Raw genomic sequence first — 21149 nt, forward strand, 5'->3', positions numbered from 1 at the left:
AAGCGAAGTTCAGCGAGCCTTACTGCTGTATCATATGGTCAGGGATGATTTAAAGAGTCTTTCCCGATACGTTGCAAAGCATCCAAGAAGCCGTGAAATAAAAGCTGTGATTGGGATAACCATGCTGAACAGAGGGACACGGCGGCTGGGCTTCGAAACCTTTTCAATCCAAAACCGATTTTACCGTCTGTACAAACAACTGACATGCTTGCTTATTAATTTTATTGCGGACAGCTCAAACGGGGATCCACCTGCCTATTTGTTCATGTCCACGAACCGGCTGCTGAATTACCCAAAAGTGTAAATCAGGCACTTTCGGATTGACTGATGGGACTGATGGGGATTTGGTGAAACGTTATTTCGGGTCTCGAGCCAATACGTATATTAAGACCGGTCTGTCCAAGTCCCTCACTGATATAAAAAGGTGTTTTGTCATGCATATGCAATCCTTTAATCATATTCTGCTTTGCGAGCTGGCCCATTTTAACAAGATGATATGCTTTGGGATAGCAGATTTGGCCGCCATGGAAATGTCCGGCCATCAAATAATCGAAAGGATGGCCCTGCATATCAAGAACGACGTTGGGATCATGTGTCAAAACAATATTCGTGCCTTCTTCTATACCCTGATAAGCCAGAGACAGGTTGCTGCGTCTCGTGCTATAGTCATCAATCCCGATGATATTGATAACGTGCCCATTGATTGAAAAATTGACATTCTCATTCTGCAGAACATGGATATCATGCTGCTTTAAAACGGTAATAAGTTTCGTTAAATCCCGGTCTTTCAGGACATAATCATGATTCCCGAGAACGGCGTAAATACCATATGCAGGTTTCATATCACGTAAAACGCGTAAATACGGCAGCAGCTTTGGGATTGTCCGCTTGCGGTCAAGAAAGTCACCGGTCAATGCAATCATATCGACTGATTCATTTTTCAGTTTGTCCGCCAGCTGGGACGGTGTTAACGATATATTCTCCAAATGCAGATCGGATAGATGAAGGATTGATAATGCAGGAAGTCGTCCGTCAGACTCAGGCACGATATTGATTTTATTAATCTGTATATCTTCTGTATTTTTATATGCTTTGTATAGACAAAAACCGATAATAACGATTATAAGCATTATGATTGAATACGTCATGGCATCACTCCTCTCCAATTAAATTATAGCATCCAGGTGAGGGGACAGGCATTGGTAATTGAAGCCAAAAGGGCTGGTTTGCAATGGAGGTAAAACGATGGAGAAGCAAAAGGCACTATTTTTACCATTCATGCAAATTCCAACGGGTCATCATCATGTTGCAGATGCATTGATTGGAGAAATCCAATCCTGGCATAAAGATATCGTGTGCGACAAAGTGGATATTTTGTCATACAGCTATGGCAGTCTGGAGAAAATGGTTTCTGCCACCTATTTAAACTGGATTAAATTTTTTCCGGATGTTTATGACTGGTTGTACAAGCGTGCTGCATATAAACAGACGTCTTTACATAACCGGCGTTATCTTTATGAAGTCATGTTCATCCATTTTTTGAAACGGCTGACCAAGCAGCATGATGCTCGTATCCTATTTTGTACGCATGCTTTGCCATCGAACATGGCGAGTGCGTTAAAAGTGAAAAACAAACTGCAGTCAGTCACAGTTAATGTTTATACAGACTTTTTCGTAAATGGTGTTTGGGGAATTGACGGGATTGATTACCACCTAGTTCCGACATTGATGGTAAAGGAATATTTAGTGTCAAGAGGGGTCCGGCCCGAACAAATTTATGTTACAGGCATACCAATTGATAATGCGTTTCGGTCAGAAAAAAGAAATAAATCGATGAACGGCGATACCTTAAAGGTGCTGGTTACCGGCGGCAGTCTGGGTGCAGGTTCACTGAAAAATTTGCTGCCAACACTCAGTTCGGGTAAAATTCATTATATCGTGTTGTGCGGTCAAAACGAAACATTGTATCGGGCATTACGCTGGAACCGGCGGGAAATGATAACACCGATTCCATATATCGACAATAAAGCCGACATGAATCGATTGTACGATCAGGTTGATGCGGTTCTGACAAAGCCTGGGGGGGTTACAGTCAATGAATGCCTCATGAAACGGAAACCAATTTTTTTATATCACCCGTTGCCGGGGCAGGAAAGAATCAATGCCGAACAGCTGGAGCAGATGGGTGCAGCGATTCCGGTTGATATGGATGAACATGTGGAAGCGCAATTATTACATTTTTTAACGGATGAGACTAAACGAAAAATGTATAAGGAAAATGTTGAGGCCTATCATCGCCACCTTGATCAACGGTCGTTGCCAGCTATTATTGCAAATATGCTCAAGAAAAAACATTAGCGGAATGAAACGCTGATGTTTTTTGGTTTACATAAGCTGAGAAAGCGTCAAATTCAGGGTGCCATTATTGAAATCGGCTAACTCACCGATTTCTTCAAGTCTGACACTCCCACCTCTAAAGGACGCTGGCAGCTGAATTTTTCTCAGTCCTGTATCCGTCTTAATCCTTATGCCTCACCTGATTCTGTATTCGATTCCGGGCTGCCGATTGTAATTTCTTTGACAGGCATTGTATGCATGCTGCGGGCTGTGACGTGTGACTGAACGTGATAGACGGCGTCTGTATCAAAAGTTTTTTCCACGGTGTATTGGCCATCACCAGTGTTTTCAGCCGCAATCATCTCACTTGCGTCTTTGTTGCCGTCCTGCCAGATTTCAAATTCCACTTCACTGGCATCTGATATAGGATCCCCGTCCTGGGTGACAGTGACGGTAAACGTAACGGAATCACCCTTATCAGCCTGTTCAGGGACTTCCAAATCTGCTTCAATTGGTGTTGCAGTATCTGGTTCATTGCTGGAAGATTCATTATCGGCATCTCCGTTTTGTCCGCATGCGGCAAGGAGGCTGACAATGGCGATGAGTATGATAACCATTGATTTTCGCATATGGGTAATTGGGTAACGTCCTTTCTATAAAATTTTCTATATTTAATTATACGAGCCGCCTCCAAGAGAAACAACCGACTTATATGAACCCTTTGTGAATGATTTTTCGGTTGCATATCGGGTAAAATGGATAGTGAAATATAAATAGTCTCCAAACGAATATTTGTTCGTTTTTCAGTTAAAATATCAGCATTATTGTGATAGAATAGATTCATGGAATGGAATGAACGGAGGTTTTCAGTTTGGAAAATCAATTTGAACTGGTGGCAAATTATGAGCCCCGCGGCGATCAGCCCGAAGCGATTAAAGAAATCGTTGAAAAGGTGAAAGCCGGGCAAAGACATCAGACATTGCTTGGTGCGACGGGCACGGGGAAGACGTTCACGGTTTCCAATGTTATAACGGAGATAAACCGTCCGACATTGGTGATTGCCCATAACAAAACATTGGCTGGGCAGTTATATAGTGAATTTAAGGAATTTTTTCCGAATAATGCTGTCGAATATTTTGTCAGTTATTATGACTATTATCAGCCGGAAGCATATGTGCCATCGACTGATACGTTTATTGAAAAAGACGCCAGCATAAACGATGAAATCGACAAACTGCGCCACTCGGCAACATCTGCTTTGTTTGAACGCCGTGATGTGCTGATTGTTGCCAGTGTGTCATGCATTTACGGTCTGGGGTCACCGGAAGAGTATGAGAGCCAGGTCCTTTCGTTAAGAATGGGAATGGAAAAGGATCGCGATCAACTGTTACGGGATCTGGTCGATATTCAGTATGCGCGGAACGACATTGACTTCCAGCGTGGGACATTCAGGGTGCGCGGCGATTCGGTCGAAGTCATTCCGGCTTCCCGCGAGGAACATTGTATCCGAATTGAATTTTTTGGTGATGAAATTGATCGGATCCGGGAAGTTGACGCATTAACAGGGGAAATTATCGGTGACCGGGAACATGTTGCCATTTTCCCGGCATCCCACTTTGTCACCCGTGAAGAAAAGCTGAAAAAAGCAATTGAAAATATTAAAACTGAACTGGAGGAACGGTTGGCTGAACTGCGTGAACAGGATAAACTGCTGGAAGCACAGCGTCTTGAACAACGCACCAATTATGACATCGAAATGATGGAAGAGATGGGCTTTTGTTCCGGGATTGAAAACTATTCACGCCATCTGACGTTCCGTGAACCGGGATCGACACCTTATACATTGCTTGACTTTTTTCCGGATGATTTTTTGTGTGTCATTGATGAATCACATGTGACACTGCCGCAAATCAGAGGAATGTATAATGGGGACAGAGCGCGTAAACAAGTGCTGGTTGACCATGGTTTTCGCCTGCCGTCTGCACTGGATAACCGTCCATTGAAATTTGAGGAATTTGAAAAAGCAACGAACCAGCTCATTTACGTTTCGGCAACGCCTGGCCCGTATGAAGAGGCACACGCACCGGATGTGACCGAGCAGATTATCCGACCGACCGGATTGCTTGATCCGAAAGTCCATGTCAGACCGATCGATGGTCAGGTGGATGATCTGATTGCGGAAATCAGAAAGCGGTCCAAGCGCAATGAACGTGTACTGGTCACGACGTTAACGAAAAAAATGTCCGAGGATTTGACGGATTACTTAAAAGAAATCGGGATCAAGGTTGCCTATCTGCACTCGGAGATTAAGACGTTGGAACGGCTTGAAATTATCCGGGATTTACGGGTCGGCAAATACGATGTGCTTGTCGGCATTAACCTGCTGCGGGAAGGACTGGATATTCCGGAAGTATCACTTGTCGCCATCCTCGATGCTGATAAGGAAGGCTTTCTGCGTTCCGAGCGCTCGCTGATCCAGACAATGGGACGTGCAGCACGTAATGAAAATGGGGAAGTCGTCATGTACGGTGATAAGGTGACAAGCTCGATGCAAGTTGCGATTGATGAAACAAACCGGCGCCGTGAAAAACAAATGGCGTATAATGAACGATACAATATTACACCAAAAACAATCCGCAAAGATGTCCGTGATGTTATCCAGGCAACGGTAGCAGCTGAGGACGTTGAGGATTATGAGCACAAGAAAACGAATATTGCCGAGATGACGAAAACCGAGAAAGCAAAAATGATTGACAGCATGGAAAAAGAAATGAAAGAAGCGGCCAAAGCGCTTGATTTTGAGAAGGCTGCCGAGCTTCGCGATATTGTACTTGAACTTAAGGCAGAAGGCGCCTGAGGACGGCGACTTTTAAGCAAATACTACCAAGCAAAGTGGAAGGATGACCTGTTCATGCCGAGCAAATCAATTACAATCCAAGGTGCACGCGCACATAATTTACAAAATATCAACGTGTCAATTCCAAAAAATAATTTTGTCGTATTGACAGGGCTGTCCGGATCAGGCAAATCGTCACTGGCCTTTGATACACTTTATGCGGAGGGACAGCGTCGTTACGTGGAGTCCTTGTCCGCCTATGCACGTCAGTTTTTAGGGCAGATGGATAAGCCTGATGTTGACGCTATTGAAGGCTTGTCCCCATCTATTTCAATCGACCAGAAAACAACAAGCAATAATCCGCGCTCAACCGTTGGAACAGTTACGGAAATTTATGATTATCTGCGGCTATTATTTGCCCGGATTGGCCGGCCGACATGTCCGCGGCATGGAATCGAAATCAGTTCCCAGACAGTACAGCAAATGGTGGATCGGATACTCGAATACCCTGAACGGACAAAAATGCAAATTCTTGCACCAGTTGTCTCCGGGCGTAAGGGGGAACACGTCAAAACGATCGAACAGCTGAAACAGGAAGGGTATGTCCGTATCCGTGTCGATCAGGAGATGCGTGAAGTGACAGATGACATTCAGCTTGATAAGAACAAAACACATTCCATTGAAGTGGTGGTTGACCGAATCATTGTCAAAGAAGGTATTTCCGGCCGTTTGAGTGATTCGATCGAAACAGCACTGAAATTGGGCGACGGGAATATCATAGTCGATGTGATCGGTGATGAAGAACTGTTGTTCAGTGAACATCATGCGTGTCCGATCTGCGGTTTTTCAATTGGTGAACTCGAACCACGGCTGTTTTCATTTAACAGCCCGTTTGGTGCCTGTCCGTCCTGTGATGGGCTTGGAACAAACCTTGAAGTCGATTTGGATCTCGTTATCCCTGATTGGGAGAAAACATTAAAACAGCATGCGATTGCACCGTGGGAACCGATCAGTTCCCAGTATTACCCACAGCTCCTGAAAAGCGTCTGTGACCATTATGGCATTGACATGAATATTCCGGTTAAAGATATCCCGAAAAAACAGCTTGACAAGATTTTATACGGAAGTGGCAAAGAAAAAATCCGTTTCGAATATAAAAATGATTTTGGCAAACTGCGTGATAATTATATTTATTTTGAAGGTGTCCTGAATAACATCGCACGAAGATACCGGGAGACACCGTCCGATTTCACACGGGATCTGCTGTCAAAATATATGGCCGATAAAAAATGTCCAACCTGCAACGGACACCGTCTCAAGGAAGAAGCGCTGGCGGTGTTGATAAACGGGAAGCACATCAGCGCAGTGACTGATTATGCCATAAGAGAAGGAAAGGCATTTTTTGAAAATCTTGACCTGACGGAAAAAGAAAAAACAATCGCTCAATTAATCCTGAAAGAAATAACGGATCGTCTGGAATTCCTGAATAATGTCGGGCTTGACTACTTAACGCTGTCTCGCAGAGCCGGAACCCTGTCCGGTGGTGAAGCACAACGCATCAGGCTGGCCACACAGATCGGCTCAGCCTTGACCGGGGTCCTGTACGTCCTGGATGAACCATCAATCGGCCTGCACCAAAGGGATAACCATCGCCTGATCAATACATTGAAACAGATGCGTGATTTGGACAATACACTGATTGTCGTGGAACATGATGAAGATACCATGCTGGCAGCTGATCATTTGATTGATATCGGTCCCGGGGCTGGCGAGCATGGCGGTCAGATTGTTGCCAGTGATACGCCGAAAAACGTGATGAAGAACCCGGAATCTCTGACAGGACAATATCTCGCCGGCGATAAGTATATACCATTGCCGGCAAAACGGCGCAAGCAGAATAAACGCAAGCAGATTAAAGTTGTCGGCGCTGAGGAAAACAATCTGAAAAATGTCGATGCATCATTTCCAATCGGGCTGCTGACAGTTGTTACAGGTGTTTCTGGTTCCGGTAAAAGTTCATTGGTTAACGAAATTTTATACAAATCGCTGGCCAAACAATTGAACCGTGCTAAAGTCAAACCGGGTAAACACCAGCGGATTAACGGTCTCAAGAACATCGAGAAAGTAATCGATATTGACCAGTCGCCAATCGGCCGGACACCGCGTTCAAACCCGGCAACCTATACCGGTGTGTTTGATAACATCAGGGACGTTTTCGCTCAGACAAATGAAGCAAAAATACGCGGTTATAAAAAAGGCAGGTTCAGCTTTAACGTGAAGGGCGGACGCTGTGAAGCATGTAAAGGTGATGGCATCATCAAAATCGAAATGCACTTCTTGCCGGATGTGTACGTCCCATGTGAAGTATGCCATGGCAAACGCTATAATCGCGATACGCTGGAAGTGAAATATAAAGGGAAAAGTATCGCGGATGTTCTTGATATGACCATTGAAGAAGCATTGAACTTTTTCAATAATATTCCGAAAATCAAACGAAAACTGCAGACAGTTTATGATGTGGGACTTGGCTACATCAAACTCGGCCAGCCCGCCACAACCTTGTCCGGTGGGGAAGCACAGCGGGTCAAGCTGGCAAGTGAACTCCATCGCCGGTCCAACGGCAAATCGTTTTACATTTTGGATGAACCGACAACAGGTCTGCACACCGATGATATCAATCGGTTGATGAATGTGCTGCAGCGGCTTGTCGAGAATGGCGACACGGTACTGATTATCGAGCATAATCTGGATGTTATCAAAACAGCGGACCATATCATTGATCTTGGCCCTGAAGGCGGTGACGGCGGCGGTGAAATTATCGCGACCGGCACACCGGAAGAAATTGCTGAAAACGAGCAGTCGTATACAGGCCGCTATTTGAAGCCAATTTTGGAACGGGATCGCAAGCGGATGGAACGTGACATGAAACAGCGGGAAAAAGTCGGAACAAAATGAGTAAAGGCGGCAGACCTTATTGGTTTGCCGTCTTATTTTTGGTTTGAAAAGTAAAAAGCGAATCAGGTGCCTGCTTTTTATCGGGGGGATCTGTGATATATCAACCGAATTTAGAGGGTATCGACCAAACGGGAGATATATCAACCAAATTTCGAGGATATCAACCAAACTGCAGATATATCAACCAAATTTCGAGAATATCGACCGAACAGAAGATATATCAACCAAACTGGAGATATATCATCGGGAAGTCAAACATATCCCGGTCAAAACTTTTGACGCCATTCTGTCATTCCGATAAGGTTAAAGAAGAGGTTTATGCTGGGAGGAACTGGATGATGAAGCCAATTGAAATCGAAAGGGTCCAACAACAGTTGGAAGAGTTTACCGATAAAGATGTTTATATTCATTTAGAAACGACGAATGGCGCCTATGCGAGCCATTTAAATAAAGCTTATAATGTTGGTGCATATATTCGTAATGCAAAGGTCAATTTTTCACAGGCTAAAATTATTGGTGCCGGCAACAGCTATCGGGTTGGATTAAAACTGGAAATGGGTTGGATATATGCGGAAGGATTGACAGACTGGACGATGCATGAGGGAAACCAGCTGTTATTGGCCGGACATGATCGTGAAGGTCGGTTGATGGTTGCATTGCATATCAGTGAAACACCACTTGGTCAATAGTTGAAATTTGTAAGAAATCACTCATAATCTCTGCAGCAAAGGGTCAGGTGAATAGGATGGAAAACCATGTTGTTGTCATTTATCCGCACCCGGATGATGAATCATTCGGTGCTGCCGGAACGATTACGAAATACCGTGAGCAGGGAGTGCCCGTCACATATTTGTGCGGAACATTGGGTGAAATGGGCAGAAATATGGGATCACCCGTGTTTGCCAATCGGGAAACACTTCCGGAAATCCGCAAAGAAGAATTGACAAATGCATGTTCGAAATTGGATGTTGAGCTTCGTATGCTCGGGTACCGTGATAAAACATTGGAATTTGAAGACAGACGTCAGGTTGCCGAACATTTAAAAGGTATCCTTGAGGAGATTCAGCCGAGCCTGATTATTACGCATTATCCGGAATATGCTGTGCATCCCGATCATAATGCGCTGGGGGCAGCAGCTATCGAGGCAGTCCGGCTGATGAATCCGGAAAGCCGTCCGACTGTCTGGGCACAGGCGATCAGCAATGACTATATTGATGAACTCGGAAAGCCGGATATCATTAATGACGTGACGCCGTTTTTTGAGCAAAAGATGGATGCCATTCTTTGTCATAAATCACAGGCCAGCGGGATATTGGGACAATTTCAGGAAAACTTGACAACAAATGATGTGAAAGAAGCAGCCAAACAGCAGCTGGGTAAAGAGGCGTTTTATATTTGGGATTTTCGTTGAATAAACTACTGTGAAAGGAGGAAGTGTAACATGAGAAAACGATTATATCGATCAAATTCTGAGCGTATGATCGCAGGGATTTGCGGAGGACTTGCGGAATACTTCGATATTGACCCAACCATTGTCCGCTTGCTTTTTGTGGCACTGGCATTTGCTGGCGGTGCATCCATCTACGCTTATATTATTGGTATTTTCGTTATCCCTAATGAGCGGGAGGTGCGTTAATGCTGCTTCGCTGGATTATATCGGTTTTTTTGAATGCCGTCGCACTGGTCGTTGTTGCAGAGCTATTCAGTTCATTCCATCTGGACGGATTTGGCACTGCACTGTTGGCCAGTGTCATTCTTGGTATTTTAAATGCCATTGTTAAGCCTGTATTGGTTGTTTTGACATTGCCGATCACGTTACTGACACTCGGGCTGTTTTTATTTGTCATCAATGCCATCACACTGATGATCACACAAGCCATCATGGACGATTCATTTGTTATTGAAGGATTTGGGACAGCTATTATTGCAGCTGTTATCTTATCCATATTGAACTTGCTGTTGAACAAACTTGTCAGGGAAACCGTCAAATAGTCGCAGGTGAAGTCCCCCTGCGATTTTTTGTTGGGACATCACGGTGGGACATGGGGTCTGACCCTTTGTCCCAACCCTTTGTCCCACTCCTTTAATTTTTTCGGTTCTATTAGTCGATGACAATACGCGCATCATACTAAAATATGCTACAATATTAGTCAGCATGATGCAGGATTTAATGGAGGTTTCAATAAATGGCGACAGTCCGTACGAAAGATTTGCTGGAAAACTTCAACCTGACCCTCGTAGCAGGTGGTGACGGCATTCACCGGGAAATTATTTCAAGTGATGTCCATCGTCCAGGTATTGAAATGACCGGCTATTTTCATTACTATCCAAAAGAACGTGTTCAACTGATTGGCAAAACAGAAATGGCTTATTTTCTTGATTTGCCGGATAAAGACAAAAAAGAACGCATGGAACAGCTGTGCACCGACATAACCCCTGTTATTGTCATTTCACGGGGGATGGATATTCCCGATGTGATGCTGGAAACTGCGGATAAGGCAGGCGTCCCGATACTGCATTCACCCCGAAAAACTACTCGTGTCATCAGCAGGCTGACCAACTATCTGGAGGCAAAATTTGCGCCGTTTACAGCCATACATGGTGTGTTGGTCGATATTTATGGTGTTGGGGTGCTTCTGACAGGGCAAAGTGGTGTCGGCAAAAGTGAATCAGCACTTGAATTGGTGAAGCGGGGACATCGGCTGGTTGCAGACGACAGTGTGGAAATTCGGCAGGAGGATTATGACAGGCTGATCGGTAATTCGCCACCATTGATTGAGCACTTGCTGGAAATCCGCGGGCTGGGTATCATTAATGTGATGACCCTTTTCGGCGCTGGAGCTGTCAGGAGTCATAAAAAAATCTCATTGATTATCAATCTGGAATTGTGGGATGAGAAGAAACAGTACGATCGTCTCGGACTTGACGAAGAAAAAATGAAAATCATGGACGTTGAACTTCCCAAGGCAACCATTCCGGTTCGTCCCGGACGGAATCTTGCCGTCATCATTGAAGTTGCTGCCATGAACTTCCGGCTGAAGCGGATGGGGGTTAATGCTGCTGAAGAGTTTTCCGAGCGGCTGAAAGAGATGATTGATGAGGGAAATGCTATAGACTAGGGGTGGTTTAATTGACGTGCAGTGCACCTGCGTTGGATCCTGTTTTTTTGGACATAGGTCCTCTGACCATTTATTGGTATGGGTTGATCATAGCCTTTGGAGCTTTTTTGGGGTTGTATGTCGCAACAAAAGAATCTGACCGGCTGGGATTGCAAAAAGATTTGATGATTGATCTGGTTGTGTTTGCCATCCCGGTTTCCATCATATTTGCGCGTATTTATTATGTTATTTTTGAATGGGATCGCTATGCAGGTGGACCATGGTGGGACGTTTTTGCCATCTGGGAAGGCGGTATTGCCATTCATGGTGCATTAATCGGGGCGGTTTTGACAGCCGTTATTTTTGCAAGCGTAAGACATGTTCCGTTCTGGCAGCTGGCGGATATTGCCACACCAAGTTTGATTTTGGGGCAGGCAATCGGACGCTGGGGTAACTTCATGAACCAGGAAGCACACGGCGGGCCGATCAGCGAGGCGACATTTAACACTTTTCATACATATTTGCCTGATTTCATTATGAACCAGATGTGCATTGAAGGTGTGATGTATCATCCGACGTTTTTATATGAATCAGTCTGGAACATATTAGTGTTTATATTCCTGTTGATATTGCGCCGCAGGAATCCGTTGCGCGGTGAAGTATTCCTGAGTTATCTAATGGCATACTCGGTCGGCCGGTTCTTTATTGAAGGTATGCGGACAGACAGCTTATATGTGCCTGGAACCGGAATCCGGATGGCACAGCTCATTTCGATCATCATTGTTCTGGCTGTCATTGCTATAATCTGGTACCGACGCAAATCTGGAATGGCCACTAAACATTACGATGGTAAAAAGATGAAAAAGAATAAGAAATGATAGAAAAGCGGGTGATGGGCAATTGACTGGAATTTTGCAGCGGGGTTTGCAGCAAGGACTCCAAGTAACATGGACATTAGGGAAAGTCATTTTCCCCATTACACTGATTGTGACTATATTGCAGTATACGCCGGTACTGCCCTGGGTTATTGATCAAATCAGTCCATTAATGGGCCTGCTGGGGCTGTCCGGTGAGGCCGCTGTACCGTTAGTATTGGGCAATGCTTTGAATTTATATGCCGGCATTGCAGCGATTGTGTCATTTGAGTTTACAGTAAAAGAAGTCTTTATATTGGCGGTTATGATGTCCTTTTCACATAACTTGTTTATTGAATCCACGGTGGCTTCCAAGGTTGGCGTGAGCTGGTGGCTCATTTCCGGTATTCGCATTTCACTCGCGTTAATATCTGCCACTGTGATTAACCTGCTGTGGAATGGCGGAGCGGAATTAGCGCAGTATGGTCTCATCTCGTCATCCGATGTCGTACTGAACGGGTGGGTTGAGATTTCATTACACGGATTGCAAACGGCACTCGTGGCTATTGTGCAGCTGGCACTAATTGTTATTCCATTAATGATTATTATGCAATTTTTCCGCGAGAAAGGCTGGCTGACTGCCATTTCTGATAAACTTGCTCCATTCACCAAAATGCTGGGAATGGAAAAAAACACATCCATGACGCTGGTGGCCGGACTGACAATTGGTCTTGCCTATGGTGCGGGTCTGATGATTCAGGCGGTGAAAGAGGATGGGGTATCAAGGCGGGATATGTATTTGGCATTGATCTTTCTTGTTTCCTGTCACGCGGTTGTTGAGGATACAGTGATATTTATTCCCCTGGGGATCCCTGTCTGGCCGTTATTGCTCATCCGTCTGGCCACTGCCATCGTATTGACGATGTGTGTCGCATTTGTTTGGAAACGATTGGATAAAAAGAACAGGAAGGAACCAGCACATGAACATTCATACCATACTCTTTGATCTTGATGGCACGTTAATTGACACAAACGAATTGATCATCGAATCGTTTATGCATACGTTTGACTATTACGGGAAAGATCTCTCCCGTGAGGAAGCCATTGAATTTATCGGCCCGCCGTTAAGAGAGACGTTTCAGCAAGTTGCTCCCGATCAAGTGGATGCCCTGGTTGACATATACAGACAGCATAATCAGCGGCACCATGATGATTATGTGAAGGCTTTCCCCAATGTTGCTGAAACACTGGCAGAACTGCAGAAAAGGCAGATTCAGCTTGGTGTTGTAACATCAAAAATGCGTGGAACGGCAAATATGGGCTTACGAACAACCGGGCTCGATGACTATTTTGAAATGGTTATAACACTTGATGATGTGACTCACGCCAAACCACATCCCGAACCAATTATAAAGGCAATCAAAGCATTGGATGCAAACGCGGATACAACCTTGATGGTTGGTGACAATTCGCATGATATTGAAGCAGGTCATCACGCGGGTGTTAAGACGGCAGGTGTTGCCTGGTCATTAAAAGGCAGGGAGAAATTATTGACATATAAGCCGTCGTACATGTTGGATGACATGTTGGACCTGCTGGAAATCACAGGAGTGTAAGCGATGCGGAAAACGAATCGATATCCTGTTGAACATGCCAATTCCCTTTGGCAAATCTATAAAACCGTACCATTCTGGAAAGTAATGAAAAATTTTATTTTTATTCAATTGGGAAGATACACCCCTTTTTTGCGTGTGAAAAATTGGCTTTACCGCACCTTTTTGCGGATGAAGGTCGGGAAAAAAACTGCATTTGCACTAATGGTGATGCCTGATATCATGTTTCCGGAAAAAATATCGGTCGGATCTAACTGTGTCATCGGCTATAATACGACTATCCTGGCACATGAATATTTGATCAAGGAATATCGGATTGGTGATGTGGTGATTGGCAATGATGTCATGATTGGCGCCAATACCACGATCCTGCCCGGCATTACGATTGGGGACGGTGCTGTCGTTTCTTCAGCAACACTGGTCAATCGGGATGTGCCGTCGGGAGCGTTTGTCGGCGGCAATCCGATGCGGGTGATTTATACGAAGGAAGAGATGGCGAAACGGATGGGTGAGGATAAGACTCCCGAATGATAGAAGACATTTAATTGCAATAGGGACTACTATCTGTAAAGGTCCGATTATTTTAACTTCATTCAGCGGAGAAAACAGTTCCGCTGAATGAAGTTTTTTATTATTGAAATTTTCTGTCATATATAGTATAATGTGCCATATAATGACAGCGCTTACATTAGTGCGCGTTATGATTAAAGAAACACTATAGCAAAAAAGCATCCGAAAATTAAAATATCGAGGGAGGAGATTCAGTTGTCGGCAGATGCGGGCGGTATTCATGACGTTATCAAAAACAGTAAGCTCGTGTATCCTGACCAAATGAAAACGGAATCAACACCGTTGGGAAGTCAGGAAGCATTTCAATCTTTATTAAAGAAGTCACAGGAAGAACCGGCAGCCTTTTGGGATGAAGTTGCACAGGAATTGCACTGGTTTGAACCATGGAAGGAAACGATAAGCGGAAGTTTACCGGACTTTGAGTTTTTCAAAGACGGTATCAGTAATGCCTGCTACAATCTTTTAGACAGGCATATTGAAAATGGTGCCGGTAATCGAACGGCGCTCATATGGGAAGGTGAAGACGGGGAAGAACGTATTTATACTTACCAAATGCTGCTGGCAGAAGTGAATCGGTTTGCCAATGTCCTTAAGTCACAGGGCATCCAAAAAGGTGATCCGGTTGTAATTTATCTTCCCAATCTTGCTGAATCGTTTATCGCAATCCTGGCCTGTTTTCGCTTGGGGGCTGTATACAGCACGGTATTCTCCGGTTTTTCCGAACAGTCTTTAAAAGATCGTTTAGACAGCTTTGAACCAAAACTGATTGTTACGGCTGACGCGGGTATCAGGCGCGGGAAAGTCATTCCGTTAAAAGAAAAAGTCGACCGGGTCATTGATGAAATCTCTGCTGTTAATCATGTGCTTGTCGTCGACCGTTTAGGTACCGAACCGGACATGAAAGAAGGAAGAGATTTATGGTGGCACGATGAACGCAAAAAGGCCAGTATCCATTGTGAACCTGCTCGTGTCGAGGCGAATGAACCGGGTATTGTGTTTTATACGAGCGGAACAACGGGTAAACCAAAGGGTGTTGTCCATTCAGGCATGGCTTTTGTCATTCAAAATTACATTTATGCGAAATATCATATGGATTACCGGCCGGACGATGTCTTCTGGTGTACCGCTGATGTCGGCTGGCTGACGATGCACATCTGGGGTGTTGCCGGTTCATTGGCGAATGGTGTAACAACGGTCGTCTATGAAGGTGCACCTGACTACCCTGAAAAGGACCGTTTTTATCAAATCATTGAAAAATATCGTGTCAGCAAACTATTCACGGCACCAACCGCTTTAAGGATGCTTCGTAGTCTTGGGGAAAAGGCGCTCGAAACTTACGATCTTTCCTGCCTTGATGTTGTATCACTGGTTGGAGAGCCGTTTGATCCGGATACATGGCACTGGACACGTGATGTTCTAGGGAAAAAACGAATTTGTGTGAACAATACGTGGGGCCAGACCGAAACAGCAGGCTGTCCATTAGCGGGAGCAGCTTGGCTGTCGCCGATGAAACCGGGGTCAGCAGGTATTCAATTTTTAGGTGCTGATGTTGACATTGTGGATGATGATGGCAACCCGGTCCCTCGTGGCACATTAGGCAACTTGATCATTCGTAAGCCGTTTCCAATGTTATGCCGTACGCTTTGGAAAGAACCTGAACGGTATTATCAAAAATACTTCAGCCAGGTGGAAGGAAGTTATTTCGCGAGTGACATTGCTTTAGAGGACGGGGACGGTTATTTCTGGGTCGTTGGTCGTTCGGATGATGCCTTTAATGTATCAGGGCACCGCCTGAGCACAATGGAGATGGAAAATGCCATTCTGGAAAGCGATACCGTATCCGAAACGGCGGTCATTGGCATCCCGGATGACATCAAAGGTGAGGTCCCTGTTGTATTTGCGACATTAAGAGATGAATCTGTTTCAGCAGAAGATGCTTTACAGGAACAAATAAAACAACAGGTTGTGGATCGTATTGGTCGGTTTGCCCGTCCGCAATCTGTGTGGTTTATCGAAGCGATGCCGAAAACCGTCAGCGGTAAAATTATGCGGCGTCTGCTGAAAGAAATTGTATCGTCCGGCGACGTGACCAGTGACGTTACCGGGCTTGAAAATCCAGATGTCATCGAACACATCAGAAATATTGTAACAGCAGAATTAAATCCGAAAACATAATTACGTAAAAGAAGAAGGCTACCGTTGCAGCAGCGGTGGCTTTCTTAAGTGTTCATGGTTTAAATGGAAGCGTTTTTTAGATACAATACCAGTAAAGTCATATAATGGAGGAAATCGATGGATTACGAAAACTTAACGCTGCACACAGATAAATACCAAATTAATATGATGTATGCACACTGGAAAAATAACTCCCATAATAGAAAGGCTGTTTTTGATGCGTATATCCGAAAAAATCCTTTTCGGAATGGCTATACGGTTTTTGCCGGACTGGAGAGGATTGTGCACTACATCAACAACTTGCACTTTACGGATGAAGATATCGACTACTTAAAACAGCAGGAAGAAAATTATGAAGAAGAATTTCTGGACGAGCTGCGTCGATTTTCCTTTACCGGGAACATTTATGCCATGCGTGAAGGAGAAATTATTTTTCCGAATGAACCGATCATCCGGGTTGAAGCACGTATTTTTGAAGCCCAGCTGGTTGAAACAGCCATTCTGAATTTCATGAACTATCAGAGCCTGATTGCAACCAAGGCAAGCCGCATTAAACAGATTGCCAACAACGATACGCTTGTTGAATTTGGTTCACGACGAGCTCAGGAGGCCGACGCTGCGGTTTGGGGCGCCCGCGCTGCTTACATCGCCGGATTTCATGCAACATCCAATGTGCGGGCTGGTAAGCTTTTTAATATTCCGACAAAAGGAACACATGCCCATTCATGGATCCAGGACCATGACACAGAGGAAGAGGCATTCATGAATTTTGCCAAGGCCATGCCTGATCAGGCGATATTGCTCGTCGATACATATGATACACTCAGATCGGGAATTCCCAATGCCATCAAAACCGGGAAGATGCTCGAATCGCAAGGAAAAAAATTGAAGTCCATCCGCCTTGACAGCGGTGATTTGGCCCGACTTTCGATTGAAGGCAGACAAATGCTTGATGAGGCAGGTATGGATTATGTTGAAATCATGGCTTCCAATGATCTTGACGAAGAAGTAATCATGCATCTGAAATTGCAAGGGGCCAAAATTGATTCGTGGGGTGTCGGAACAAAATTGATTACCGGTGCCAGGAAGCCATCACTCGGCGGTGTGTACAAACTTGTTGCCAGAGAAGACAAAAACAAGCTCATCCCCGTCATTAAGCTGTCTGAAGACCTGGCCAAGGTGACGACGCCCGGGCCGAAAAAAGTATACCGGATTATTAACCGCAAAACGAATAAATCGGAAGGCGACTATGTTGCACTTGAACATGAAACAGTGGATGACAGACCGCTGAAAATGTTCGATCCGCTATTCCCGCAAAAATTCAAATACGTGAATGACTACGAAGCGGTTGATCTTCTGCAGCCGATTTTCATCAATGGCAAACAAGTGTATCAACTGCCGACACTTGAAGAAATTCATCGTTATCATGAAAAGCAGCTATCCTATATATGGGCGGAAACATTGAGACTCTTGAACCCGCAAACGTATTATGTTGATTTGAGTTATGATTTATGGAAGATGAAACAGGATCTGATTGAGCAACGTTCGATAGATTAGAAATATAAATGGCTTATCTCTGTCGCGTCTAAATAAATATTTGGAAACATGTGTTGGGCGTGGGGATATTAGGAAAAATGCATTCGATCGGTTTTTAAGCGCGGCATTCATTACAGTATGGATGCTGCCGTTGCTTCTTTTGGCGAGTGTTTGTTCCATTTATGGTATACGAAGGAATCGTTCAGAAGTTGATGGCTGAGGATAGTTGAGGAGGAGGACCTCATATGAATTTGCCAACAGGATTACTACCGGCGATCAGGACAATGAAAGACTTTGATAAGGCTTTGGAATCTGAACATCACACCATTATTTTTCTGGAAACGAGACTTGCTCAGTTGAAAAGCCTCGTGACGTATTCAAGGCGTGCTGATAAACAGGTCTTGGTTCACTTCGATTTAATCCAGGGACTGAAAACTGATGAATACGGAATGGAGTTTTTAATTCGTCATATTAAACCAGATGGTATTGTTTCGACCAGGGGCAATATGATTAAGCTTGCCAAAAAACATAAGCTGCTTGCTATTCAGCGGATGTTTTTACTCGATAGTATGGCCCTTGATCAAAATTTAACATTAATTGAACGTTTTCAGCCGGATTGTATCGAACTTTTGCCTGGACTTATCCCGGATATTATTGAACAAATAAATAAAAATACCGGAATACCTGTGATTGCGGGAGGCCTTGTGAGGAGCATAGATGAAGTTTCTTCAGCCTTGGACGCAGGAGCGATTGCTGTATCGACTTCAAATACTGAATTATGGGAGATGTTATAAAAGGTCACTCACTTGTTGAAATTTTCAGTCATAATGTGTTACTATTTTCATAGAATGATAGCGCTTACAAAAATGATCACCATTAAACTTTTAAGGGAGTTGTGATTGTATGGCTGGTAATAGAGCGGTAGTCTATGTCAGGCCTGGAGAAGTAGAGGTACAGGATACAAATTATCCTGATCTGATCTTGCGGGATGGACCAGGCGTTAATCCACTGAATGTCGGCAGAAAATGTAATCATGGGGTCATTCTAAAGGTCGTTACAACAAACATTTGCGGAAGTGACCAGCATATGGTGCGAGGACGGACGACGGCACCGAGCGGACTTGTGCTGGGCCATGAAATCACCGGTGAAGTGATTGAAGTCGGAAGTGACGTGGAATTTATCAAAAAAGGCGATCTTGTATCCGTGCCATTCAATATTGCGTGCGGGCGCTGCGAGAATTGCCGGAAACAGGATACTCACATTTGTTTGAATGTGAATCCCGATCGTCCGGGCTCGGCATATGGTTATGTCGATATGGGCGGCTGGGTCGGTGGCCAGTCTGAATATGTCATGGTACCATATGCGGATTTTCAGTTGCTGAAATTTCCTGATAAAGACCAGGCAATGGACAAAATTCTTGATTTAACCATGCTGTCGGATATTTTCCCGACCGGTTATCATGGTGCAGTAAGTGCTGATGTTAAAACCGGGTCAACGGTTTATGTTGCTGGTGCAGGACCTGTTGGCTTAGCAGCTGCACATTCAGCTCAATTGTTAGGCGCATCGGTTGTCATTGTTGGGGATATGATTGAAGAACGGTTAGCACAGGCGAAAAGCTTTGGATGTGAAACAGTCAATTTGCGCGAGCATGATGATCTTGGTGAACAGATTGAGCAAATTTTGGGGGTTCCTGAGGTCGACTGTGCGATTGATGCGGTCGGTTTTGAGGCAAGCGGTCACGGTGCGGGCGCAGGAGAGGCCCCGGCTGCCGTTTTGAATTCAATTATGGGCGCAACCAAAGCAGGCGGGCGTCTGGGAATTCCTGGTCTTTATGTAACCGGTGACCCCGGTGCGGAAGATGATGATGCCAAAGAAGGAACGTTGAAAATTCGCTTCGGGTTGGGTTTTGCCAAGGCACATACATTAGTAACCGGACAAACACCTGTTATGAAATATCATAGAGATTTGATGAAAGCAATATTAAGTGGCAAAGCAAATATTGCAAAGGCTGTAAATGCTACATTAATCTCACTTGATCAAGCTCCGGATGGATATAAGCAGTTTGATGGCGGCGCATCGAAAAAGTTTGTCATTGACCCGCATGGCTTGGTACGAAGTTAAATCCATTTTCTACAAATTAAAATGTAAACAACTGTTGACAGCGTTTACATTTTGAGGTAGAATTGTTTCCAACAAGTTAAGATCGTGGTGGAGACATGGAGGCCCACGCTGCAATAGTACTTTTAGGCAAAGTACGTCTATTGTAGCGTGGGTCTTTTTTGAGCCATTGAGTGTTTGCTTAATAGACGCATAAATTGTTAAGAGGAGTGATGGAGATGCCCGAGTTTTTAGCAGAATTAATTGGTACGATGATTCTGATTATTTTAGGTGGAGGTGTTGTTGCCGGCGTTGTTCTAAAAAAATCAAAGGCAGAAGGTACCGGCTGGGTTTTGATCACCATTGGTTGGGGGCTTGGTGTTACAATGGGCGTATACGCGGTTGGTCAGTTTACAGGGGCTCATATTAACCCTGCTGTGACACTCGGGTTTGCTGCTGCCGGCGAATTCCCGTTAGCAAAAGTTCCGATGTATATAAGTGCTCAATTGATCGGTGCCTTCATTGGTGCAGTCATTGTGTTCTTTAATTATCTGCCGCATTGGAAAGTAACAGAAGATAAAGTGGCAAAGCGTGATGTTTTCTCCACAACGCCGGCCATCCGCAGTCCTTTTTCCAACCTGGTCAGTGAAATGATTGGTACATTTGTTCTTTTGCTTGGGCTTATGTTTATCGGTGCAAATGAGTTCACAGAAGGGCTAAATCCATTGATTGTCGGTTTGTTGATTGTTGCGATTGGGATGTCACTGGGAGGTACAACCGGCTATGCGATTAACCCCGCTCGTGACCTTGGTCCGAGAATTGCGCATGCATTGCTTCCGATTCCTGGCAAAGGCGGATCAGATTGGGGATATTCCTGGATCCCTGTTGTTGGTCCGGTATTAGGAGGTATTTACGGTGCTGTGTTTTACAACGCCATGTTCTTAGGTGAGTTTTCTGTACTGTTTTGGATATTAAGTGCTTTAGTTGCGGTCATTTTCGTTGGGGCAGCGAATGCGGAGTTAAGGAAAGCGAAAACAGCAGCAGATGAACTAGAGGAAAAAATTGTATAGAAAAATAT

Annotated in this window: 20 protein-coding genes; 18 read left to right on the forward strand and 2 right to left on the reverse strand. The window is 44.6% G+C overall.

The window, feature by feature from the left end:
- The coding region (locus tag VK080_RS09760) for a YkoP family protein (protein ID WP_414672238.1) at positions 1 to 304 on the forward strand (304 nt) is incomplete at its 5' end.
- Between the two features lies 1 nt (position 305).
- Here the strand turns inward: VK080_RS09760 and VK080_RS09765 are convergent.
- A complete protein-coding gene (locus tag VK080_RS09765; protein ID WP_324224583.1) occupies positions 306 to 1148 on the reverse strand; it encodes a metallophosphoesterase in 843 nt (280 codons plus the stop codon).
- Between the two features lie 97 nt (positions 1149 to 1245).
- On the opposite strand from VK080_RS09765, the gene VK080_RS09770 reads away from it, so the two are divergent.
- Positions 1246 to 2358, forward strand: coding sequence for an MGDG synthase family glycosyltransferase (locus VK080_RS09770; protein ID WP_324224584.1), 1113 nt, complete (start codon positions 1246 to 1248; stop codon positions 2356 to 2358).
- A 167-nt stretch (positions 2359 to 2525) separates the two neighbouring features.
- On the opposite strand, the gene VK080_RS09775 is transcribed toward VK080_RS09770, so the two are convergent.
- Positions 2526 to 2954 carry a FixH family protein gene (locus VK080_RS09775; RefSeq protein WP_324224585.1) on the reverse strand — a complete coding sequence of 143 codons (429 nt, stop codon included), beginning with the start codon at positions 2952 to 2954 and terminating at the stop codon, positions 2526 to 2528.
- 254 nt (positions 2955 to 3208) lie between these two features.
- Between VK080_RS09775 and uvrB the strand changes: the two genes are divergently transcribed.
- The 16 genes from uvrB (at position 3209) to VK080_RS09855 (ending at position 21141) form a co-directional block, all read left to right on the forward strand.
- Entirely contained in the window at positions 3209 to 5194 is a 1986-nt protein-coding gene (uvrB, locus tag VK080_RS09780; RefSeq protein WP_324224586.1) for an excinuclease ABC subunit UvrB, read from the forward strand.
- A gap of 54 nt (positions 5195 to 5248) precedes the next feature.
- On the forward strand, positions 5249 to 8128 hold the full coding sequence (gene uvrA / locus VK080_RS09785; RefSeq protein WP_324224587.1) for an excinuclease ABC subunit UvrA: 2880 nt from the start codon (positions 5249 to 5251) through the stop codon (positions 8126 to 8128).
- Positions 8129 to 8466: 338 nt separating this feature from the next.
- Positions 8467 to 8817: a YojF family protein gene (locus VK080_RS09790; protein WP_324224605.1), complete on the forward strand. Its 351-nt coding sequence runs from the start codon at positions 8467 to 8469 to the stop codon at positions 8815 to 8817.
- Positions 8818 to 8873: 56 nt separating this feature from the next.
- The gene (bshB2, locus tag VK080_RS09795; protein ID WP_324224588.1) at positions 8874 to 9539 is read left to right on the forward strand and encodes a bacillithiol biosynthesis deacetylase BshB2; all 666 of its coding nucleotides are present in this window, start codon (positions 8874 to 8876) and stop codon (positions 9537 to 9539) included.
- Positions 9540 to 9569: 30 nt separating this feature from the next.
- Complete coding sequence (locus VK080_RS09800) at positions 9570 to 9764, forward strand: PspC domain-containing protein (protein ID WP_324224589.1); 195 nt, start codon at positions 9570 to 9572, stop codon at positions 9762 to 9764.
- Complete coding sequence (locus VK080_RS09805; RefSeq protein ID WP_324224590.1) at positions 9764 to 10120, forward strand: phage holin family protein; 357 nt, start codon at positions 9764 to 9766, stop codon at positions 10118 to 10120. Before VK080_RS09800 ends, VK080_RS09805 begins: the two co-directional genes overlap by 1 nt.
- A 194-nt stretch (positions 10121 to 10314) precedes the next feature.
- The gene (gene hprK / locus VK080_RS09810; RefSeq protein WP_324224591.1) at positions 10315 to 11247 is read left to right on the forward strand and encodes an HPr(Ser) kinase/phosphatase; all 933 of its coding nucleotides are present in this window, start codon (positions 10315 to 10317) and stop codon (positions 11245 to 11247) included.
- Between the two features lie 11 nt (positions 11248 to 11258).
- On the forward strand, positions 11259 to 12104 hold the full coding sequence (gene lgt / locus VK080_RS09815; protein ID WP_324224592.1) for a prolipoprotein diacylglyceryl transferase: 846 nt from the start codon (positions 11259 to 11261) through the stop codon (positions 12102 to 12104).
- A gap of 22 nt (positions 12105 to 12126) precedes the next feature.
- A complete protein-coding gene (locus VK080_RS09820) occupies positions 12127 to 13086 on the forward strand; it encodes a nucleoside recognition domain-containing protein (protein ID WP_324224593.1) in 960 nt (319 codons plus the stop codon).
- Positions 13061 to 13696: a pyrophosphatase PpaX gene (ppaX, locus tag VK080_RS09825; protein WP_324224594.1), complete on the forward strand. Its 636-nt coding sequence runs from the start codon at positions 13061 to 13063 to the stop codon at positions 13694 to 13696. Before VK080_RS09820 ends, ppaX begins: the two co-directional genes overlap by 26 nt.
- A gap of 3 nt (positions 13697 to 13699) precedes the next feature.
- Positions 13700 to 14224, forward strand: a complete 525-nt coding sequence (locus VK080_RS09830) for an acyltransferase (RefSeq protein ID WP_324224595.1) — start codon at positions 13700 to 13702, stop codon at positions 14222 to 14224.
- Between the two features lie 300 nt (positions 14225 to 14524).
- Positions 14525 to 16438 carry an acetate--CoA ligase gene (gene acs, locus VK080_RS09835; RefSeq protein WP_414672239.1) on the forward strand — a complete coding sequence of 638 codons (1914 nt, stop codon included), beginning with the start codon at positions 14525 to 14527 and terminating at the stop codon, positions 16436 to 16438.
- 117 nt (positions 16439 to 16555) lie between these two features.
- Positions 16556 to 17995, forward strand: a complete 1440-nt coding sequence (locus VK080_RS09840; protein ID WP_324224597.1) for a nicotinate phosphoribosyltransferase — start codon at positions 16556 to 16558, stop codon at positions 17993 to 17995.
- Positions 17996 to 18219: 224 nt separating this feature from the next.
- On the forward strand, positions 18220 to 18768 hold the full coding sequence (locus VK080_RS09845) for a glycerol-3-phosphate responsive antiterminator (RefSeq protein WP_324224598.1): 549 nt from the start codon (positions 18220 to 18222) through the stop codon (positions 18766 to 18768).
- A 109-nt stretch (positions 18769 to 18877) separates the two neighbouring features.
- A complete protein-coding gene (gene fdhA, locus VK080_RS09850) occupies positions 18878 to 20095 on the forward strand; it encodes a formaldehyde dehydrogenase, glutathione-independent (protein WP_324224599.1) in 1218 nt (405 codons plus the stop codon).
- A 215-nt stretch (positions 20096 to 20310) separates the two neighbouring features.
- Positions 20311 to 21141, forward strand: coding sequence for an MIP/aquaporin family protein (locus tag VK080_RS09855; protein WP_324224600.1), 831 nt, complete (start codon positions 20311 to 20313; stop codon positions 21139 to 21141).
- The last annotated feature ends 8 nt before the right edge of the window (positions 21142 to 21149 follow it).

It is taken from the genome of Lentibacillus sp. (genome assembly GCF_035301925.1).
Classification (GTDB): domain Bacteria; phylum Bacillota; class Bacilli; order Bacillales; family Amphibacillaceae; genus Lentibacillus.

Coding starts and splice junctions, on each gene's coding strand:
- VK080_RS09790 (WP_324224605.1), top strand. CDS start 8,467: ATGAAGCCAATTGAAATCGAAAGGGTCCAACAACAGTTGGAAGAGTTT.
- VK080_RS09845 (WP_324224598.1), top strand. CDS start 18,220: ATGAATTTGCCAACAGGATTACTACCGGCGATCAGGACAATGAAAGAC.
- acs (WP_414672239.1), top strand. CDS start 14,525: ATGAAAACGGAATCAACACCGTTGGGAAGTCAGGAAGCATTTCAATCT.
- VK080_RS09770 (WP_324224584.1), top strand. CDS start 1,246: ATGGAGAAGCAAAAGGCACTATTTTTACCATTCATGCAAATTCCAACG.
- VK080_RS09800 (WP_324224589.1), top strand. CDS start 9,570: ATGAGAAAACGATTATATCGATCAAATTCTGAGCGTATGATCGCAGGG.
- VK080_RS09775 (WP_324224585.1), bottom strand. CDS start 2,954: ATGGTTATCATACTCATCGCCATTGTCAGCCTCCTTGCCGCATGCGGA.
- fdhA (WP_324224599.1), top strand. CDS start 18,878: ATGGCTGGTAATAGAGCGGTAGTCTATGTCAGGCCTGGAGAAGTAGAG.
- VK080_RS09855 (WP_324224600.1), top strand. CDS start 20,311: ATGCCCGAGTTTTTAGCAGAATTAATTGGTACGATGATTCTGATTATT.
- VK080_RS09805 (WP_324224590.1), top strand. CDS start 9,764: ATGCTGCTTCGCTGGATTATATCGGTTTTTTTGAATGCCGTCGCACTG.
- bshB2 (WP_324224588.1), top strand. CDS start 8,874: ATGGAAAACCATGTTGTTGTCATTTATCCGCACCCGGATGATGAATCA.
- VK080_RS09840 (WP_324224597.1), top strand. CDS start 16,556: ATGGATTACGAAAACTTAACGCTGCACACAGATAAATACCAAATTAAT.
- VK080_RS09765 (WP_324224583.1), bottom strand. CDS start 1,148: ATGACGTATTCAATCATAATGCTTATAATCGTTATTATCGGTTTTTGT.
- hprK (WP_324224591.1), top strand. CDS start 10,315: ATGGCGACAGTCCGTACGAAAGATTTGCTGGAAAACTTCAACCTGACC.
- VK080_RS09830 (WP_324224595.1), top strand. CDS start 13,700: ATGCGGAAAACGAATCGATATCCTGTTGAACATGCCAATTCCCTTTGG.
- uvrA (WP_324224587.1), top strand. CDS start 5,249: ATGCCGAGCAAATCAATTACAATCCAAGGTGCACGCGCACATAATTTA.
- ppaX (WP_324224594.1), top strand. CDS start 13,061: ATGAACATTCATACCATACTCTTTGATCTTGATGGCACGTTAATTGAC.